Raw genomic sequence first — 16960 nt, forward strand, 5'->3', positions numbered from 1 at the left:
TTCTGGTTTGATTGAATGCTTACAACAAATCGTACTGCTTGAGCTTTTTGCGCAAGGTGCCACGGTTGAGGCCCAGCAGCTCACTGGCTTTGGTCTGGTTGCCCTTGACGTAGTTCATCACGCTTTCGAGCAGGGGCGCCTCGACTTCGGAGAGCACCAGGTTGTACACGTCCGTGACGGAAGCGCCCTCAAGGTGGGCGAAATAATTGTGCAGCGCCTTCTCGACACTCCCGCGAAGGGTCTGGCCTTCTTCGCTCGGCGTGTTGAGGTGCTGTTTCAAATTGACGTTGTCGCTCACGGGTGTTGTTCCACTCACTAAAGTCTCGGTCATCATCGTCATGCGGCCACCCCCTCTCCGTCCCCTGTCCCCAGGCTCTTGTAACGCTCGCTGAAGAACTCACGAACGTTGGCGCACTGTGCTTCCGTATCATCCAAACGATTGAAGTGGGCGCGAAACTCCCTGGCGCCCGGCAGGGTTGCGAGATACCAGCCGACATGCTTTCGAGCAATGCGTACTCCCATCACGTCCCCATAGAAGGCGTGCAGGGCGGCCAGATGCTCTAGCAGAATACGTTCCACCTCGATCAGCTCCGGTGCCGGCAACACTTCGCCAGTACGCAGAAAATGCTCGATCTCACGAAAAATCCACGGCCGCCCCTGGGCAGCCCGGCCAATCAACAAACCATCGGCACCGGTCGCGTGCAGCACGCGCCGGGCTTTCTCGGCGGAGTCGATGTCGCCATTGGCAAACACCGGCATCGACACCGCCTGCTTGATCGCGGCGATGGTGTCGTACTCGGCTTCACCGGTGTAAAGGTCGGCGCGGGTGCGGCCATGCACCGCCAGCGCTGTAATGCCTGCCTGTTCAGCGATCTTTGCCACTGTCAGGCCGTTCTTGTTGTCCCGGTCCCAACCGGTACGGATCTTCAGGGTGACCGGCACATCCACTGCGGCGACAACGGCCTGCAGGATCTCGGCAACCAATTGCTCATCTTTCAACAGGGCGGAACCGGCGGCCTTGTTGCAGACCTTCTTGGCCGGGCAGCCCATGTTGATGTCGATGATCTGCGCCCCCAACTCCACGTTGGCCCGGGCCGCATCCGCCAGCATCTGTGCATCGCCACCGGCGATCTGTACCGAGCGCGGCTCGGGATCACCTTCGTGGATCATGCGCATCCGCGATTTGCGGGTGTTCCACAAGCTCATGTCGCTGGTGACCATTTCCGAGACTACAAGACCTGCGCCCAAACGCTTGCACAGCTGACGAAAGGGCTGGTCGGTAACCCCCGCCATCGGGGCGAGGATCAAGCCGTTCTGCAATGTATATGGGCCGATGCGTACCGCCGACATAGGACTTCCCTGTTGTGGGGCCGGATCATTAGAGTTCGAAAAAGGGTTGGCATGATACCCGCTCTCGATGACTGGATAAAGGCTGAATTGGATAAAATCTGAACAGTTATTTCTTTATCGCCACCGGTTTGGTTGCGCAAAGGAAAGTCAATAACCTGCCGTCAAATCTCAATGCACGAACCGATTCACTCGGGCGAGTGAAAGCTCAGGCTGTAATTCACGGCTTTGTTGCCGGGATCGAGGATATCCAGGGAGATATGGATCGGGGTTTGCGAGGGCATTTCGCTAACACCGGCCAACTCACCGCTGAGGTATTCGGCGGGCTTGAAGCGACGACTGGCAATCAGGCCGCCATTCAAATCGGCAAACCGCAGCTCCAGCAGCGGGAAGGGCTGGGAGAAGGTCGCGCGGTTATAGATGATCGCGTCCACCACCAGTGCCCCGGCGAAATCCGGGTGGCTGCGTACCACCAGGTTGCTGCTCTTGATGTGGGCGATATCGACCCTTGATGGCACGGTGCAGCCCAGTGTGGGGCACAATTGCTGGAACCACGGGCGATAGGCGTCCTGGCGGGCCAGGTCGTCGAATTGATAGGCGATGTACTGGCCGGCAAGACCGCCGGCGGCGATCAGGACCAGCAACAGCCAGACCAGCCGACGGCCCCAGCCCGACGGGCGCTTTTGTGCGTAGAGGTGCAGCGGGTCGTCTTCGAGGTCCAGCAGTTGGTCGTCTTGCACGCTCGTTTCGGCGCGCGAGCGCTTGCGACGGGGTTTGGGGCGTTCTTGGGGTTCTACGTCATCGGCCGATTGGGTCAGCGGCGTAAACGGCGGGTCGATGTCGTCATCGTCGGGCGTTGAACGCAGTGGCGGCTCATCGTCGATATCGTCGGTGTGGAACGACATGGAGGGTTCGGTGCGCTGCTGAGTCGCAGGTTCAGGCACGTCTTCAGTGACGTGGATGCGCTCTTCAGGCGGCTCGCTGAACAGGCTCGCCGCCCATTTCTCTTCTTCGGCCTTGACCGTGTCGCGGCTGGCGCTGAAGGATTCTTCCTTTTGGCGGCGGTCGGTGCCGGGCTGGCGACGATCTGCGCCCATCGGCAACGTGTGCTGAATCTCGCGGCGTTCCAGCTTGGCCAGTTCTTCGTCTAGGTCCAGGTTGTCCAGGTCCAGCTCTTCGGCAGTCCACTGCTTCTGGCTGATGGCTCGCGCGGGCTCAGGCGTCAGCTCTGTCGGCACTTCTGGCACTTGCGGCTCAGGCGCGGACGCCTGGCCGCGCTGCTCCAGCAACTGACGAGCGGCATTGAACACTTGCAGGCACGAGCCACAGCGCACCACGCCACGGGCCACGCTCAATTGAGCGTGGTTGACGCGAAAGCGGGCTTGGCAGTGCGGGCACTGGGTGACGAAACTGTCGGTCATGCGGCTATCCGATTCAGGCAAGCGCTCATTCTAGCGCCGACGACCGCTGATGCGTACCCAGCCATCGCGGTTGGCGATCGGGTCCAGCTCGAAATCCTTGGCGTAGGCGGCAGCGACGTCTTCGCCTTGCTCGGCCAGGATGCCCGACAGCGCCAGGCGCCCGCCCGGCTTGACCAGGCTCGACAATTGCGGTGCCAGGGACACCAGCGGGCCGGCGAGGATATTGGCGACCAGTACGTCGGCCTGCACCTGGGGCAAGTCTTCAGGCAAATACAGTGGGAATTTGCCTTCAGGGACATTGTTGCGTCCGGCGTTATTGCGGGAGGCTTCCAGGGCCTGCACGTCGATATCGGTGCCCACGGCTTCCTTGGCGCCCAGCAACAGGGCGGCAATCGCCAGGATCCCCGAGCCGCAGCCGAAGTCCAGCACGTGGCTGTCGGTCAGGTCCTGGCCATCCAGCCACTCCAGGCACAGCGCGGTAGTGGGGTGGGTGCCGGTGCCGAACGCCAGGCCCGGGTCGAGCAGCAGGTTGACCGCGTCTGGCTCAGGCGCGGCGTGCCAGCTCGGCACGATCCACAGGCGCTGGCCGAAACGCATCGGCTGGAAGTTGTCCATCCAGCTGCGTTCCCAGTCCTGGTCTTCGATGACTTCGCTGTGATGCTCCGGCAGCGGGCCGCCGGTGAGCAACTCCATATGGGCCAGCACGGCGGCGGCATCGGTGCCGTCTTCGAACAGGGCCAGCAAATGGGTGTGGGACCACAGCGGAGTGGTGTTGAGTTCAGGCTCGAAGATCGGCTGGTCTTCGGCGTCCATGAAGGTCACCGAAACAGCGCCTACCTCGAGGAAAGCGTCTTCATAGGTTTCGGCTTGTTCTGGGCTGATGGCGAGACGGACTTGCAGCCAAGGCATGGCGGGCACCTTTGAAAAAATGAATGTGCGACTACATCTGTCGCGAAAGCGCGGGAGTTTACGCGAGAGCGGAGTGTGTGGCGAGGGAGCTTGCTCCCGCTGGGGCGCGAAGCGGCCCCGCTCTGTTTAAAAGAATGGGACTGCTGCGCAGTCCAGCGGGAGCAAGCTCCCTCGCCACAGTGGCCTTTGAGTTATCGGCGGCCAAAAACAACAAAACCGCCCGAAGGCGGCTTTGTTGGGTGGAACGCTTACTGGTTAGCCAGCTTGTGTTCCAGGTAGTGAATGTTCACACCACCTTCGCAGAAGCCTTCATCGCGGACCAGGTCCCGGTGCAGCGGGATGTTGGTCTTGATGCCGTCAACCACGATTTCGTCCAGGGCGTTGCGCATACGGGCCATGGCCTCGTCGCGGGTGGCGCCCCAGGTGATCAGCTTGCCGATCAACGAGTCGTAGTTGGACGGAACCTTGTAGCCGCTGTACAGGTGCGAATCCACACGTACGCCGTTGCCGCCGGGCGCGTGGAAATGCTTGACCAGGCCAGGGCTTGGGATAAAGGTTTTCGGGTCTTCGGCGTTGATGCGGCACTCCAGGGAGTGGCCGTGCATCTTCACGTCGTCCTGGGTGAAGGACAGCGGGTTGCCGGCGGCGATGCTGAGCATCTCCTTGACGATGTCGATACCGGTGACCATCTCCGACACCGGGTGCTCTACCTGCACGCGAGTGTTCATCTCGATGAAGTAGAAACGACCGTTCTCGTACAGGAACTCGAAAGTGCCCGCGCCACGGTAGTTGATGTCGATGCACGCCTTGACGCAACGAGCCAGTACTTCCTGACGCGCTTTTTCATCCAGGCCTGGTGCCGGAGCTTCTTCCAGAACCTTCTGGTGACGACGTTGCAGCGAGCAATCGCGGTCGCCCAGGTGGATGGCGTGGCCTTGGCCGTCGGACAGCACCTGCACTTCCACGTGACGTGGGTTGGTCAGGTACTTCTCCAGGTAGACCATCGGGTTGCCGAACCAGGCGCCCGCCTCGGAGCGAGTCTGCTTGGCCGCTTCGATCAGGTCTTCTTCCTTGTGCACCACGCGCATGCCGCGACCACCACCGCCACCGGCGGCCTTGATGATCACCGGGTAGCCGACTTCGCGACCAATGCGCAGAGCGGTTTCCTCGTCTTCCGGCAGTGGGCCGTCGGAACCTGGAACGGTTGGCACGCCGGCCGCGATCATGGCGTCCTTGGCAGAAACCTTGTCACCCATCAGGCGAATGGTTTCGGCTTTCGGGCCGATGAAGGCGAAGCCGGACTTTTCCACCTGTTCGGCAAAATCGGCGTTTTCCGCGAGGAAGCCGTAGCCAGGGTGGATGCCATCAGCGCCGGTCACTTCCGCGGCCGCGATGATGTTCGAGACTTTCAGGTACGAGTTCGTGGCCAGTGGCGGGCCGATGCAGATGCTTTCGTCCGCCAGTTTCACGTGCATCAATTCGGTATCGGCCGTCGAGTAAACAGCGACGGTCTTGATGCCCTCTTCCTTACAGGCGCGCAGGATACGCAGCGCGATCTCGCCGCGGTTGGCGATCAGGACTTTTTGCAGTTTCTTCGCAGGTTTCAACATCGAAGGCGCTCCGCGGTTCAAACGATGGTGAACAGCGGCTGGTCGTACTCAACCGGCTGACCGTTTTCTACCAGGATGGATTCGATGACGCCGGCTTTTTCCGCGGTGATGTGGTTCATCATCTTCATCGCTTCCACGATGCAGATGGTGTCGCCCACTTTCACGGTTGCGCCGACTTCAACGAAGGCTGGCGAGGTCGGTGCCGGGGTGCGGTAGAAGGTACCGACCATTGGCGACTTGACCACGAAACCGTTCAGCGCAGGAGCAGCTGGAGCGGCAGGTGCAGCGGCAGCAGCAGGTGCGGCGGCTGGAGCAGCAGCCGGCGCCGGTGCTTGCATCTGTGGCGCGTAGAACTGTTGGGCCGGGGTCTTGCTGTGGCGGCTGATCCGTACGGACTCTTCGCCTTCCTTGATTTCCAGCTCGTCGATACCGGATTCTTCCAGCAGTTCGATCAGTTTCTTAACTTTACGGATATCCATGAATCATCAACTCCCAAGGGTCGGTCAGGGGCGCTTGGCCGGTTGTTCAAGTTGTTCCAGGGCGGCCTCCAGGGCCAGTCGGTAACCGCTGGCGCCAAGGCCGCAGATCACACCTACCGCTACGTCGGAGAAGTAGGAGTGATGGCGGAAAGCTTCGCGTTTGTGCACGTTCGACAAATGCACTTCGATGAATGGGATGCTCACCGCCAGCAATGCGTCACGTAATGCAACGCTTGTGTGTGTAAAAGCGGCGGGATTGATCAGGATAAAGTCCACGCCTTCGCCACGCGCGGCATGGATGCGATCAATCAATTCGTACTCGGCATTGCTTTGCAGGTAGAGCAGATGGTGGCCGGCTTCACGCGCCCTGCGTTCCAGGTCGAGGTTGATCTGGTCCAGGGTGACTGCCCCGTAGACGCCCGGTTCACGGGTGCCGAGCAGGTTCAGGTTGGGTCCGTGAAGAACCAGTAAGGTCGCCATCGGCTGTTCCTTGTTATTGATGTGGGTACGGCAGAACCCGGCGACTATGCCGCAAAGCCTTTGTGACTGTCCAGTTCTATGCAGTAGGCAGCACGATTAGCGAGGATAGCGCGAAATTTGTGACTGTGAGGCCGGATTCGGTCAGTTACACACGAAACGCCTGCACGGCGGTGTTGAGCTGCCCACCCAACACCAGCAAGTGCTCACCTTGGCTGCGGCCTTGGCCGATTCGCAGCAAGTTGTCCTCACCCAACTGGTGAATCCGCTCGCTGTTGTCGCGAATCTCACTGACGGCGCCACTCTGCTGTGCCGTCACATCGGCGATGCGCACGGCGGTGTCGGAAATGGTCTGGATAGCCCCGACGATTTCATCCAGCGCGCCGTCCGCTGCCTGGGCTTGCTGGGCGGTGGCCTCGGCGTGCTCGACCTGGGCACGCATGCCTTGCACCGATTGATGGGCGGCGCTTTGCAGGCCGGCGATCAGGGTCTGGATCTCTGCGGTGGCGCCGGCGGTGCGCTGGGCCAGGGAGCGGACTTCGTCGGCCACTACGGCAAAACCACGTCCGGCCTCACCGGCGCGGGCGGCCTCGATGGCGGCGTTGAGGGCGAGCAGGTTGGTCTGGTCGGCAATCGAGCGGATCACCGTCAGCACGCCGCCGATGGTGGCGGACTCTTCGGCGAGTTTTTCGATCATCTGCGCATTCTGCTGTACTTCGCCCACCAGGGCATGCAGCCCGGTCAGGCTCAGGCCGATCACGCGTTGGCCTTGCTCCACTGCCTGACCAGCACTGCGACTGGCGCCCGCCGCCTGGCTGGCATCGCCCGCCACTTGCTGGATGGTCGCTTCCAGCTCACCCAGCGAATCACGGATCTGCGCGGTATCCCCGGCCTGGCGTTCGGCGCCGTCGTGCAGGCCGCTGCTCAGTTCGGCCAGCGCACGGCTGCTGCCGGCGACTTCCTCGGCGTTGCCGCGAATGGTGCCGACCAAATCCACCAGATAAGCCCGTAGGCGGTTCAGGGAAGCTTCAATGTCGTGCAGCTCACGGTTGGTCTTGCCCAGGGCAATCGGCTGGCTGAAATCACCTTCGGCCCAGGTCGACAGGGCCGGTGCCAGGTTGGTCAGCACCCGTGCCAGGCGGCGTTGCAGGGTGTCGATCAGCAGCGCGATCAGCAGGATCAGGCCGATCATCACGCCTTGCATCAGGCGCACTTCGCCCTGGATTTTACCGTGCTGCGCGCGCACTACGGGCTCCAGGCCGGCGATGGCTTGTTGCACGGTGTCGATTTTCTGGTGGGTCTTGGCGGCCAGGTCGGTGCGTTGCTGGATCTGTTCGCGGGTGCGCTTGAGTTCGGCGGGGTAGCGGGTGAGCAGGCTGTTGAGTTCGCGCTTGAGGTCGACGCCTGTGTCCTGGGCTTCGGTTTTCTCGGTGTTCTCCAGGCCCATCAGCGCGGAAAAGTCGTCGGCGCTGGATTCGGCGCTGGCTTTCACACCCAGCAACGGCAGCTGTTCCAGCACATCGGCTTGGCTGCGGATGCTACCGACTTCGCGCTCCACATCATCGGCCAGTTCCGCGCGCCCACTGCTCACCAGCTTGTCGCGGGCCAGGGACAGTTTGCCCAGGTGCTGCGACGCAGCCAGCAAAGGCGGCAGATAACGGGCTGCTTCAGCGGAGTTCACACCGATGGCGTACTGACTCAATTGCTCCAGGTTCGCGCCTAATTCGCGTTCGGCCTGGAGCAACAAGGCTTGAGGATCGCCCGCCAGTTTGCCGGCCGCCAGCAAGTCGGTCTTGCTGAATGCATCCAGGTCCACCAGGCTCGGGCGTAGGTTTTGCGCGAGGTCCGCTGGCAACTCATCCAGATGCTGCAACAGGCTTTCCAGGCTTTGGCTGGCGCTGCTCAAGCGCAGGGCGTCGCCGCTGGACAGGTAGTCGTCGATATTGCGCGCGGCCTGGTTCTGGAACGTCTGGGACAACCCCAGGTAGCGCTCCATCAGCAAATACGGCCGTTCCAGCGCGCGCTGCGACCACCACAGGGTCGCGCCCAGTGCCAGGCACACGGCCACCAGAAGAAGGGTATTCAGATTGGTCAGCAGCTTCAGGCGCATGCGTGGTTTCAACCGACAGCAAAAGATAAGTGCCTGAAGTTATTGCGTTTTCATTACAGGGTTATGACCGAATCAATGGATTCTGGTGAAAAGGTGGCACTTTGCTTTGATGTGCGCGCGGCTTGCACGCGGTTGCGTCCCGCATCCTTGGCGCGGTACAGCGCCTCGTCGGCCTGGGCCGCCATCATCAGGCTGTCGGAACCATCGCATAGCTCCACCAGCCCGGCGCTGAAGGTGCACCACAAATCCTGGGGTTGGGCGGGGTAGTGGATTTCGGCAAAGCGCCCACGGATTTCATCCAGTACTTTGCACGCCGATTCCAGGTCGGTGTCCGGCATCACAATGGCGAACTCCTCACCGCCGTAGCGCCCGATGTAATCAGTCTTGCGCAGACGCTGCTTGAGAAACAGCGCCAGGCTCTTGATCACACGGTCACCCATGGGGTGGCCGTGGCTGTCGTTGACCCGCTTGAAGTGGTCGATATCGAGCATGGCAAAGCTCAGCGGCTTGTTCTCGCGGCGCGCGCGGAAGCTGCAGTCTTCGAGCAATTGCAGGATGTGGGTGTGGTTGTACAGGCCGGTCAGGCTGTCACGCACCATCCGCGCCTTGAGGTTGCGCGCACGCGCGGCGCGGTTGCGCACGGTGGTGATCAGGTGGCGCGGCTTGATCGGCTTGGTGAGGAAGTCGTCGCCGCCTTCGCTCATGGCGTCCAGCTGTTTGTCCAGGTCGTCTTCGGCCGACAGGTAAATGATCGGCACGCTCACATAACGGTCGTTATGACGGATGACCTTGGCCAGTTCAGTGCCGGTACAGGCGGGCATGTACATGTCGAGGATGATCAGGTCGGGCTGGAAGTCCGCCAGTTCGGCCATGGCCTGGATCGGCTCGATCAGCGTGCGGGTGACGATGCCGGCGCTGTTGAGCAGGCGCTCGGTGTGCAGCGCCTGGGCCCGGGAGTCGTCGATGATCAGCACTTTGTACGGTTCGTACTGGGCGACGCAGGTCAGCACTTCGATCTTTTCCAGCAGGCTGGAGGCCTCCAGCGTGCCGGTGAGGAATTCCTGGCCGCCAGCGCGCACGGCGGCCAGGCGGGTCGGGGTGTCCGTTTCGTGCAGGCTGAAAAACAGCAGCGGCAGCTTTTGCTCCAGGCCTTCCTGGGCTTCGGCGGCGAGCTTGAGGCCCAGGCCGGTGCCACAGAAGTCTACGTCCATCACAATCGCCGAAGGCAGGCGCTCGGCCATTGACGCGCGAAAGGCCGCCACGCTGTCGAGGGACTGAGCACTCATGCCAAAGAATTCCAGCTGCTTGGCCAGGCGCTCGGCGCGGTCGTGATCGGCCAGCATCACGTAGATCGGCTTGCGCATGGGCGGCAGGAAGGTTTGTTCGAGCTGGTCGCCCTGGCGCAGGCCGGTACGGGACAGGCGCTGCATCAAGCGGTTGAGTTCGGTGATCAGGTGGCTGCTCAAGCGGCCACGGTTTTCGTCCACCGCCTTGAGGGATTCACCGATATGACGCGCCAACTGGCCGTGTTCGGGCTGTTCGAAGCGCTCGGCAAAACGCAGCAGGCGCAAATTGGCCTCGCTGAGTTCGGACAGGTCGGCGCCGGACCATTCGCTGCGTTGCAGGCGCTGCCAGATCTCAAGAATTTGACGTGCCTGATGAATTACCCGCTGGGCAAAATGCTGCTTGAGGCGCTCACGGCTGGGGTCTTCTGGCTCGGTCATATCCTGACTACTAGTTAGGGTGCATGCTGAGGTCGACTGATGGCTCTATGCTAGCACCTCTTTCCGATGGGATGAGTGTCATACGTCAATAAACTGCGTGCCCGTCGCATTCAGTTGCTGACTGGAGGGTCGCGCTGCGTAAAAAGCGTGCATCCTTTATAGTCGAACGTCCCTTGTGCGCCAGTTTGGCGAAAAGCCCCGCAAGGGTGGGCACGATGGGGTAGGGTTGTGGTCGGAGTGTTTGAACGCACGCCATCAATTCAAGTGCATGAACTCAAGTGATTGAAAGGATATCGCCATGCTGGACTGGAAAAACCGTGCAGGCAGCGCCAAAGGCCCCGCGCCTGAGCCCAAGTCGGCCAACCGCGGCTATTTTCGTACCGTGCTGATGAGCCGCGCCGTGCTCAGCGTGCTCGGGCCTGTACCTGTTGGTCACCGGCGCCCTGGGTTGGTACTGGAGCGAAGAGCCGGCGCTGTTTCCGGTGCAGCAGAATGCGCAGCTGGCTGCCGAGAAGGAAGGCAAGCAGATGGTGGTGGGCTACACCACGGTCGAAACCCTCAAGACCGTGGTCGGCACCTTGCTGAACAAGCCCGGTGGCTACATTTCCAACGACCGCTTCCCGCCAGGCCTGTGGATGGACAACATGCCGAGCTGGGAGTACGGCGTGCTGGTGCAGGTGCGTGACCTGACCCGCGCCCTGCGTAAAGACTTTGCCCGTTCGCAGTCGCAGTCGGCCGAAGACGCGGACTTGGCCAAGGCCGAGCCACGCTTCAACTTCGACAACAAGAGCTGGGTGCTGCCATCCAGTGAGTCGGAATACCAGGAAGGCATCAATTCCCTGAGCCGCTACGAAGCACGCCTGTCCGACCCGAACCAGCGCGGCGCGCTGTTCTATGCGCGTGCCGACAACCTGAACAACTGGCTGGGCGACGTCGCTACGCGCTTGGGTTCGCTGTCGCAACGCCTGTCGGCCAGCGTCGGCCGGGTGAAGCTGAACACGGCACTGAAAACCGAAGCCCTGGCGCCGGGTGAAGTGCCGCAGGTCGATGAAGAAGTGGTGGAAACCCCATGGATGCAGATCGACAACGTGTTCTACGAAGCCCGTGGCCAGGCTTGGGCCTTGTCGCACTTGCTGCGTGCCATTGAAGTCGATTTTGCCGATGTACTGGCCAAGAAGAACGCCACGGTCAGCGTGCGCCAGATCATTCGTGAGCTGGAAGCCTCGCAAGAACCGGTTTGGAGTCCTATGATTCTTAACGGCAGTGGCTTCGGGGTACTGGCGAACCATTCGCTGGTGATGGCCAACTACATTTCCCGGGCAAACGCTGCAGTGATCGACTTGCGTCAGCTCCTCAACCAGGGTTGATGATGGACGCTACTCAAAAGGAGGCCGCACACCGCGCGGCTTCCGATGCTGAACTGATCTGCTGGGTCGACGAGCAGGACCACCTGCTCGGTCATCTCGTGCGGTCCGACCTTCGCCAGCGCGGCCTGATTGGCCGTTGCACCTTCATATTCCTGTTCAACTCCAAGGGTGAGCTGTGTGTGCATCGGCGCACCCTGAGCAAGGCGTTGTACCCCGGTTTCTGGGACACGGCGGCGGGCGGCATGGTGGCGCAGGGAGAGTCGTATGCCGTGTCGGCAGCGCGCGAGCTGGAAGAGGAATTGGGTGTCGGTGGCGTGGAATTGGTCGAACATGACCACTTCTATTTCGAAGATGGCGACAGCCGGCTCTGGTGCACCTCCTACTCTGCCGTCTGGGACGGGCCACTGCGTCTACAGCCGGAAGAGGTCATGGAGGCGCGCTTTTTACCCCTTGAAACAGTCCTGCAGGAGGCTGGGCAAAAGCCTTACTGCCCGGATGCCCAGGAAGGGTTGCGGCGTTATCTGGCCTCGCGTCGCTAAAGTTGCATAAATTGGCGCCATTTGACTCTTAGCAAGTCGGCTTTTTGTGGTTACACTGCGCGACTTTTCACCCGAACCGCCTTGGCGGTCCGGTAGCGCTGCCCCTGCCTGAGTGGGGCTTCGCGGTCGGTTCACCGCTTTGCGGGTGCCGATCAGTCTTCATCCTCCCAAGAGGATTGCCGGTGGCCAAAAAAGCCGCATCCTTCGCCGCCCTTGGTGGCCTGGTATTTTCCACCGACGCAGGTCGACACTGCCCGGACTGTCGTCAGCCCGTGGATTCGTGTACCTGCAAACAGACCCTGATCCCTGAAGGCGACGGTATTGCCCGCGTGCGACGCGAGAGCAAAGGCCGTGGCGGCAAGACGGTGACCACCATCACCGGCGTGCCGTTGGCCGAAGAAGCCCTGAAGGAACTGGCCACGACGCTGAAAAAACGCTGTGGCACCGGAGGCGCGTTGAAAGACGGCGTCATCGAGATCCAGGGCGATCACGTCGAGTTGCTGTTGGCCGAGCTGATCAAGCTCGGGTACAAGGCCAAGAAGTCCGGCGGCTGAAAGCCTCTTCCCGACCTGTGTCTAAACTCTGTCCTGCGCGTGGGGTCCTACCTTGCACGCAGGCAAATCGTCATTTTCATTCTTTAGACTGCGCCAGCCTCTGATAGGGGCGGTGCCTTCGACTTCATTTATAGGGGACTTCGATGTCCGTACGACGCACACGCAAAGACGATGGCAGCCAATGGACAGTTGCGGACAGCCGCAGTGTTTACGGGATTCGCCATTGGGGGGCCGGGTATTTCGCGATCAATGATGCCGGTCGCGTTGAAGTCCGTCCGAACGGCCCGAACAGCACGCCGGTCGACCTTTACGAACAAGTCGACGAGTTGCGCAAAAGCGGCCTGTCGTTGCCGTTGCTGGTGCGCTTCCCCGACATCCTGCAAGACCGTGTACGCCAGCTGACCGGCGCTTTTGATGCGAACATCGAGCGCCTGGAATATCAGAGCAAGTACACCGCGCTGTACCCGATCAAGGTGAACCAGCAGGAAGCGGTGATCGAGAACATCATCGCCACCCAGAACGTGTCCATCGGCCTGGAAGCCGGCTCCAAGCCCGAGCTGCTGGCCGTGTTGGCCCTGGCGCCGAAGGGCGGCACCATCGTCTGCAACGGTTACAAGGACCGTGAGTTCATCCGCCTCGCGCTGATGGGGCAGAAGCTCGGCCACAACGTGTTCATCGTGATCGAGAAAGAATCCGAAGTTGAACTGGTGATCGAAGAAGCCGCCAGCCTCAAGGTCAAGCCACAGGTTGGCCTGCGCGTACGTTTGTCGTCGCTGGCATCGAGCAAGTGGGCGGACACCGGTGGCGAGAAATCCAAGTTCGGCCTTTCGGCGGCGCAACTGCTGTCCGTGGTCGAGCGCTTCCGCGCGGCCGGCCTGGACCAGGGCATCCGCCTGCTGCACTTCCACATGGGCTCGCAGATCGCCAACCTGGCTGACTACCAGCACGGGTTCAAGGAAGCCATCCGTTACTACGGCGAACTGCGCAACCTCGGCCTGCCGGTGGATCACATCGACGTCGGCGGCGGCCTGGGCGTGGACTACGACGGTACGCACTCGCGTAACGCCAGCTCGATCAACTACGACATGGACGACTACGCCGGCGTGGTCGTGGGCATGCTCAAGGAATTCTGCGACGCGCAGAGCCTGCCGCACCCGAACATTTTCTCCGAAAGCGGCCGCTCCCTGACCGCCCACCACGCCATGCTGGTGGTGCAGGTCACCGACGTCGAGAAACACAACGACGAAATCCCGGTGATCGAGAATAAAGAAGCCCTGCCGGAAACCGTGCAATGGCTGGTGGACCTGCTGGGTCCGACCGACATCGAGATGGTCACCGAAACCTACTGGCGTGCGACGCACTACATGAGCGACGTGGCTACCCAGTACGCCGACGGCAAGCTGACCCTGGCCGAGAAAGCCTTGGCCGAGCAATGCTACTTCGCCGTGTGCCGCCGCCTGCACAACTCGTTGAAGGCCCGCCAGCGCTCGCACCGCCAGGTACTGGACGAACTCAACGACAAGCTGGCCGACAAGTACATCTGCAACTTCTCGGTGTTCCAGAGCCTGCCGGACACCTGGGCCATCGGCCAGGTATTGCCGATCCTGCCGCTGCACCGCCTCGATGAAGAGCCGCTGCGCCGCGCCGTGCTGCAAGACCTGACCTGCGACTCCGACGGCAAGATCAAGCAGTACGTCGACGAGCAGTCCATCGAGACCAGCCTGCCGGTGCATGGCTTGAACGAAGGTGAGGACTACTTGCTGGGTATCTTCCTGGTCGGTGCTTACCAGGAAATCCTGGGCGACATGCACAACCTGTTCGGTGACACCGACTCGGTGAACATCTACCAGCGTGAAGACGGTTCGGTGTACAGCGCCGGTATCGAGACCCACGACACCATCGAAGACATGCTGCGCTATGTGCACTTGTCGCCGGAGGAGTTGATGACGCATTACCGTGACAAATGCGCGAGCGCGAAGATCAGTGCGTCGGAGCGTACCCAGTTCCTCGACGCGTTGCGCCTGGGCCTGACGCGGTCTTCGTACCTGTCCTCGTAACCGCGTAAAACTCGGTCTTTGTGGTGAGCGAGCTTGCCTCGCGCGGGGCAAGCCCGCTCACCACATTAGTCTGTCTTCACACGTATAAGGGGTTGGCGATGTCGAGAGTATTCTTGCAAGCGTTCACCCTGGTCGTCGCGGCATGCCTTGCGGCCTGCTCGCCCATCAAAGTGCTCAACGCACTCACCCCCTCCAACACCTTCACCAAAACTTCAGCCATCGCCTACGGCAATGATCCCCGGCAAAAGCTCGATATCTACCGACCTGCCCCGGCTATCTCCAATGCTCCAGTCGTGGTGTTTTTCTACGGCGGCAGCTGGAACAGCGGCTCCAGGAGCGACTACGGCTTTGTCGGCGAAGCCCTGGCCTCACGCGGCATCGTGGTGGTGATCGCCGATTACCGACTTTACCCGCAAGTGCGTTATCCCGCTTTCCTCCAAGACAACGCCCACGCCGTTGCCTGGACCTATCAACACGTCGCCCAATATGGTGGTGATCCCCAACAGCTCTATGTCATGGGGCATAGCTCCGGCGCCTATAACGCGTCGATGCTGGCGCTGGATGCGCGTTGGCTGAAAGAGGTTGGCCTGACGCCGTCAATTTTCAAAGGCTGGATCGGCCTGGCCGGGCCCTATGACTTTCTGCCGATTGAAAACACTGACGTGAAACCGGTGTTTTTCTTCCCTGATTCACCGCCGGATTCCCAGCCGATCAACCACGTCAGCCATGACGCACCGCCCAGCCTGCTGATCGCTTCGAAGGACGACAAGCTCGTCAATCCCAAACGCAATACCGGTGGGCTGGCTGAGCAATTACGGTCGGCGGGTGTGCCGGTGGAGGAAGTCTATTTCGGCAAGACCAACCACCAGACGCTGGTGGGGGCAATCGCCAGACCTTTGCGTTGGTTGGCGCCGGTGCTGGACCGTGTCACCGCGTTTATCCAAGCCACTGGTCCTGCCGGTTCAAGCGCCAGGCAATCGCCCACAAAGTAAGGCTGCGCAGGGCCATGAACAGCAGGAAGGTTATCCACAGCCCGTGGTTGCCCAAACCCTGCAACGCCCAGGCGAAGGGCAGTGTCAGCAAGACGGTCAGCAGCATGCCATTGCGCATCTCCCGCGCGCGGGTGGCGCCGATGAATAGGCCGTCGAGCAAGTAACTCCACACCGCAATCAACGGCAGAATTGCAAGATAGGGCAGGTAGAGGTCGGCGGTTTCGCGCACGCTGGGGATGTCGGTCTGCATGGCGATAAACAGGTGGCCGGCCACTGTGAAGAGCAGCGCAAAGCCGATGCTCGCGATCAACGACCAACCGCCGGCCACCACCAATGAACGGCGCAAGGCCTGGCGGTCATGGGCGCCGATGGCGTGGCCGCACAGGGCTTCGACCGCATGGGCCAATCCATCCAAGGCATGGGCGGCCAGCAACAGGCCGTTGAGCAGCAGCGCGTTGGCGGCCACGGTGGCGTCGCCCAGGCGCGCGCCTTGCACCGTGATCATGAAAAACACCGATTGCAGCGCGAGGCTGCGGATAAAAATGTCGCGGTTGACCGCCAGCAGCGGGCGCCAGCTCTCCCACAGTTTGAGTGCGGCCCAGGCAATATGGCCGGGGTAGGCGCGCAGGGCTTTCTGCGTCATCGCCAGGCCGAGCAAAGCGCCGGTCCATTCCGCCACAACGGACGCACGCGCCGAACCGACCACGCCCCAATCCAGTCCGAGGACGAACCACAGGTTCAACGCGATGTTGACCAGGTTGGTGGTCAGCAGGATCGCTAACGGCGCCCGCGCATTTTGTGTGCCGAGAAACCAGCCGACCAATGCGTAGCTGGCCAGTGCGGCGGGCAGGCCGAACAGGCGGGTGTGGAAAAAATCCTGGGTCAGTTGATTGAGTTCGGGAGAGGGCTGCATCCACTCCAAGGCCAGATGGCTCAGCGGAATGCCCACCGTACCCAAGAGCATCGCCAGGCCCCAGTGCGAGCAGCAGGCCTTGCAGCAGGATCTGCCGCAGCGCCGCCCCGTCATTGCGCCCGGCAGCCTGGGCGGCGAAACCGGTGGAACCCATGCGCAGGAAACCCATGGCCCAGGCGAGGAAGGTGTACAGGCTGGCGCCGACCGCGACGGCGCCCAACTGGTGGGCGTGGGGCAGGTGGCCGATGACCATGCTGTCCACCAGCGCCACCAACGGCACCGAGATATTCGACAGGATCATCGGCGCGGCCAGGGCCCAGACGCGGCGGTGGGTGGGGCGATGGCGCCAGTCAGTGAGTAAGGTGGGCATGCAGGCTCCTTCAGAGGAGCGGCATTGTAACCGGGCATTGGCAGCGCGGCAGAACCAAACCACCCTCCGTCGGTCAATGTGACCAGCACCT

The 16960-nt window shown here is 61.5% G+C and carries 13 protein-coding genes and 2 pseudogenes; 5 read left to right on the forward strand and 10 right to left on the reverse strand.

The annotated features are described in order from the left end of the window. Positions 1-19: 19 nt before the first annotated feature. The 9 genes from fis to AYR47_RS10290 all read right to left on the reverse strand — a co-directional run bounded on the left by fis (position 20) and on the right by AYR47_RS10290 (position 10077). Positions 20-340: a DNA-binding transcriptional regulator Fis gene (gene fis, locus AYR47_RS10250; protein ID WP_002555375.1), complete on the reverse strand. Its 321-nt coding sequence runs from the start codon at positions 338-340 to the stop codon at positions 20-22. Next, the gene (gene dusB / locus AYR47_RS10255; RefSeq protein WP_016976994.1) at positions 337-1350 is read right to left on the reverse strand and encodes a tRNA dihydrouridine synthase DusB; all 1014 of its coding nucleotides are present in this window, start codon (positions 1348-1350) and stop codon (positions 337-339) included. Before dusB ends, fis begins: the two co-directional genes overlap by 4 nt. A gap of 185 nt (positions 1351-1535) precedes the next feature. Continuing rightward, positions 1536-2768 carry a DUF3426 domain-containing protein gene (locus AYR47_RS10260; RefSeq protein ID WP_033897344.1) on the reverse strand — a complete coding sequence of 411 codons (1233 nt, stop codon included), beginning with the start codon at positions 2766-2768 and terminating at the stop codon, positions 1536-1538. Between the two features lie 30 nt (positions 2769-2798). Then, positions 2799-3677 carry a 50S ribosomal protein L11 methyltransferase gene (gene prmA, locus AYR47_RS10265; protein WP_061435143.1) on the reverse strand — a complete coding sequence of 293 codons (879 nt, stop codon included), beginning with the start codon at positions 3675-3677 and terminating at the stop codon, positions 2799-2801. A 248-nt stretch (positions 3678-3925) separates the two neighbouring features. After that, the gene (accC, locus tag AYR47_RS10270; RefSeq protein WP_010213490.1) at positions 3926-5287 is read right to left on the reverse strand and encodes an acetyl-CoA carboxylase biotin carboxylase subunit; all 1362 of its coding nucleotides are present in this window, start codon (positions 5285-5287) and stop codon (positions 3926-3928) included. 17 nt (positions 5288-5304) lie between these two features. Continuing rightward, on the reverse strand, positions 5305-5766 hold the full coding sequence (gene accB, locus AYR47_RS10275) for an acetyl-CoA carboxylase biotin carboxyl carrier protein (protein ID WP_017136744.1): 462 nt from the start codon (positions 5764-5766) through the stop codon (positions 5305-5307). 24 nt (positions 5767-5790) lie between these two features. Then, positions 5791-6246 (reverse strand): type II 3-dehydroquinate dehydratase, encoded by a 456-nt coding sequence (aroQ, locus tag AYR47_RS10280; RefSeq protein WP_010213488.1) that lies wholly within the window; start codon positions 6244-6246, stop codon positions 5791-5793. A gap of 145 nt (positions 6247-6391) precedes the next feature. Next, positions 6392-8353, reverse strand: a complete 1962-nt coding sequence (locus tag AYR47_RS33540; RefSeq protein WP_061435145.1) for a methyl-accepting chemotaxis protein — start codon at positions 8351-8353, stop codon at positions 6392-6394. A 53-nt stretch (positions 8354-8406) separates the two neighbouring features. Next, a complete protein-coding gene (locus tag AYR47_RS10290; RefSeq protein WP_061435150.1) occupies positions 8407-10077 on the reverse strand; it encodes a response regulator in 1671 nt (556 codons plus the stop codon). Between the two features lie 388 nt (positions 10078-10465). On the opposite strand from AYR47_RS10290, the pseudogene AYR47_RS10295 reads away from it, so the two are divergent. The 5 genes and pseudogenes from AYR47_RS10295 (at position 10466) to AYR47_RS10315 (ending at position 15586) form a co-directional block, all read left to right on the forward strand. Beyond that, a pseudogene (locus AYR47_RS10295) lies at positions 10466-11444 on the forward strand (DUF2333 family protein). Positions 11445-11446: 2 nt separating this feature from the next. Further along, complete coding sequence (locus AYR47_RS10300) at positions 11447-11983, forward strand: NUDIX hydrolase (RefSeq protein ID WP_061435152.1); 537 nt, start codon at positions 11447-11449, stop codon at positions 11981-11983. Between the two features lie 182 nt (positions 11984-12165). Further along, a complete protein-coding gene (locus AYR47_RS10305) occupies positions 12166-12537 on the forward strand; it encodes a translation initiation factor Sui1 (protein WP_012722004.1) in 372 nt (123 codons plus the stop codon). A gap of 143 nt (positions 12538-12680) precedes the next feature. After that, complete coding sequence (gene speA, locus AYR47_RS10310; protein WP_033897339.1) at positions 12681-14594, forward strand: arginine decarboxylase; 1914 nt, start codon at positions 12681-12683, stop codon at positions 14592-14594. A 98-nt stretch (positions 14595-14692) separates the two neighbouring features. Further along, entirely contained in the window at positions 14693-15586 is an 894-nt protein-coding gene (locus AYR47_RS10315; protein WP_061435154.1) for an alpha/beta hydrolase, read from the forward strand. Here the strand turns inward: AYR47_RS10315 and AYR47_RS10320 are convergent. Beyond that, positions 15531-16869: pseudogene (locus AYR47_RS10320) on the reverse strand (MATE family efflux transporter). The gene AYR47_RS10315 and the pseudogene AYR47_RS10320 sit on opposite strands and share 56 nt — an antisense overlap. Positions 16870-16960: the final 91 nt, after the last annotated feature.

Source organism: Pseudomonas azotoformans (assembly GCF_001579805.1).
In the GTDB taxonomy this organism is placed as follows: domain Bacteria; phylum Pseudomonadota; class Gammaproteobacteria; order Pseudomonadales; family Pseudomonadaceae; genus Aquipseudomonas; species Aquipseudomonas azotoformans_A.

What these genes read in the sequence shown, in the direction of transcription:
- fis (WP_002555375.1), bottom strand. Translation starts at nt 340, where the DNA reads ATGACGATGATGACCGAGACTTTAGTGAGTGGAACAACACCCGTGAGC.
- dusB (WP_016976994.1), bottom strand. Translation starts at nt 1,350, where the DNA reads ATGTCGGCGGTACGCATCGGCCCATATACATTGCAGAACGGCTTGATC.
- AYR47_RS10260 (WP_033897344.1), bottom strand. Translation starts at nt 2,768, where the DNA reads ATGACCGACAGTTTCGTCACCCAGTGCCCGCACTGCCAAGCCCGCTTT.
- prmA (WP_061435143.1), bottom strand. Translation starts at nt 3,677, where the DNA reads ATGCCTTGGCTGCAAGTCCGTCTCGCCATCAGCCCAGAACAAGCCGAA.
- accC (WP_010213490.1), bottom strand. Translation starts at nt 5,287, where the DNA reads ATGTTGAAACCTGCGAAGAAACTGCAAAAAGTCCTGATCGCCAACCGC.
- accB (WP_017136744.1), bottom strand. Translation starts at nt 5,766, where the DNA reads ATGGATATCCGTAAAGTTAAGAAACTGATCGAACTGCTGGAAGAATCC.
- aroQ (WP_010213488.1), bottom strand. Translation starts at nt 6,246, where the DNA reads ATGGCGACCTTACTGGTTCTTCACGGACCCAACCTGAACCTGCTCGGC.
- AYR47_RS33540 (WP_061435145.1), bottom strand. Translation starts at nt 8,353, where the DNA reads ATGCGCCTGAAGCTGCTGACCAATCTGAATACCCTTCTTCTGGTGGCC.
- AYR47_RS10290 (WP_061435150.1), bottom strand. Translation starts at nt 10,077, where the DNA reads ATGACCGAGCCAGAAGACCCCAGCCGTGAGCGCCTCAAGCAGCATTTT.
- AYR47_RS10300 (WP_061435152.1), top strand. Translation starts at nt 11,447, where the DNA reads ATGGACGCTACTCAAAAGGAGGCCGCACACCGCGCGGCTTCCGATGCT.
- speA (WP_033897339.1), top strand. Translation starts at nt 12,681, where the DNA reads ATGTCCGTACGACGCACACGCAAAGACGATGGCAGCCAATGGACAGTT.
- AYR47_RS10315 (WP_061435154.1), top strand. Translation starts at nt 14,693, where the DNA reads ATGTCGAGAGTATTCTTGCAAGCGTTCACCCTGGTCGTCGCGGCATGC.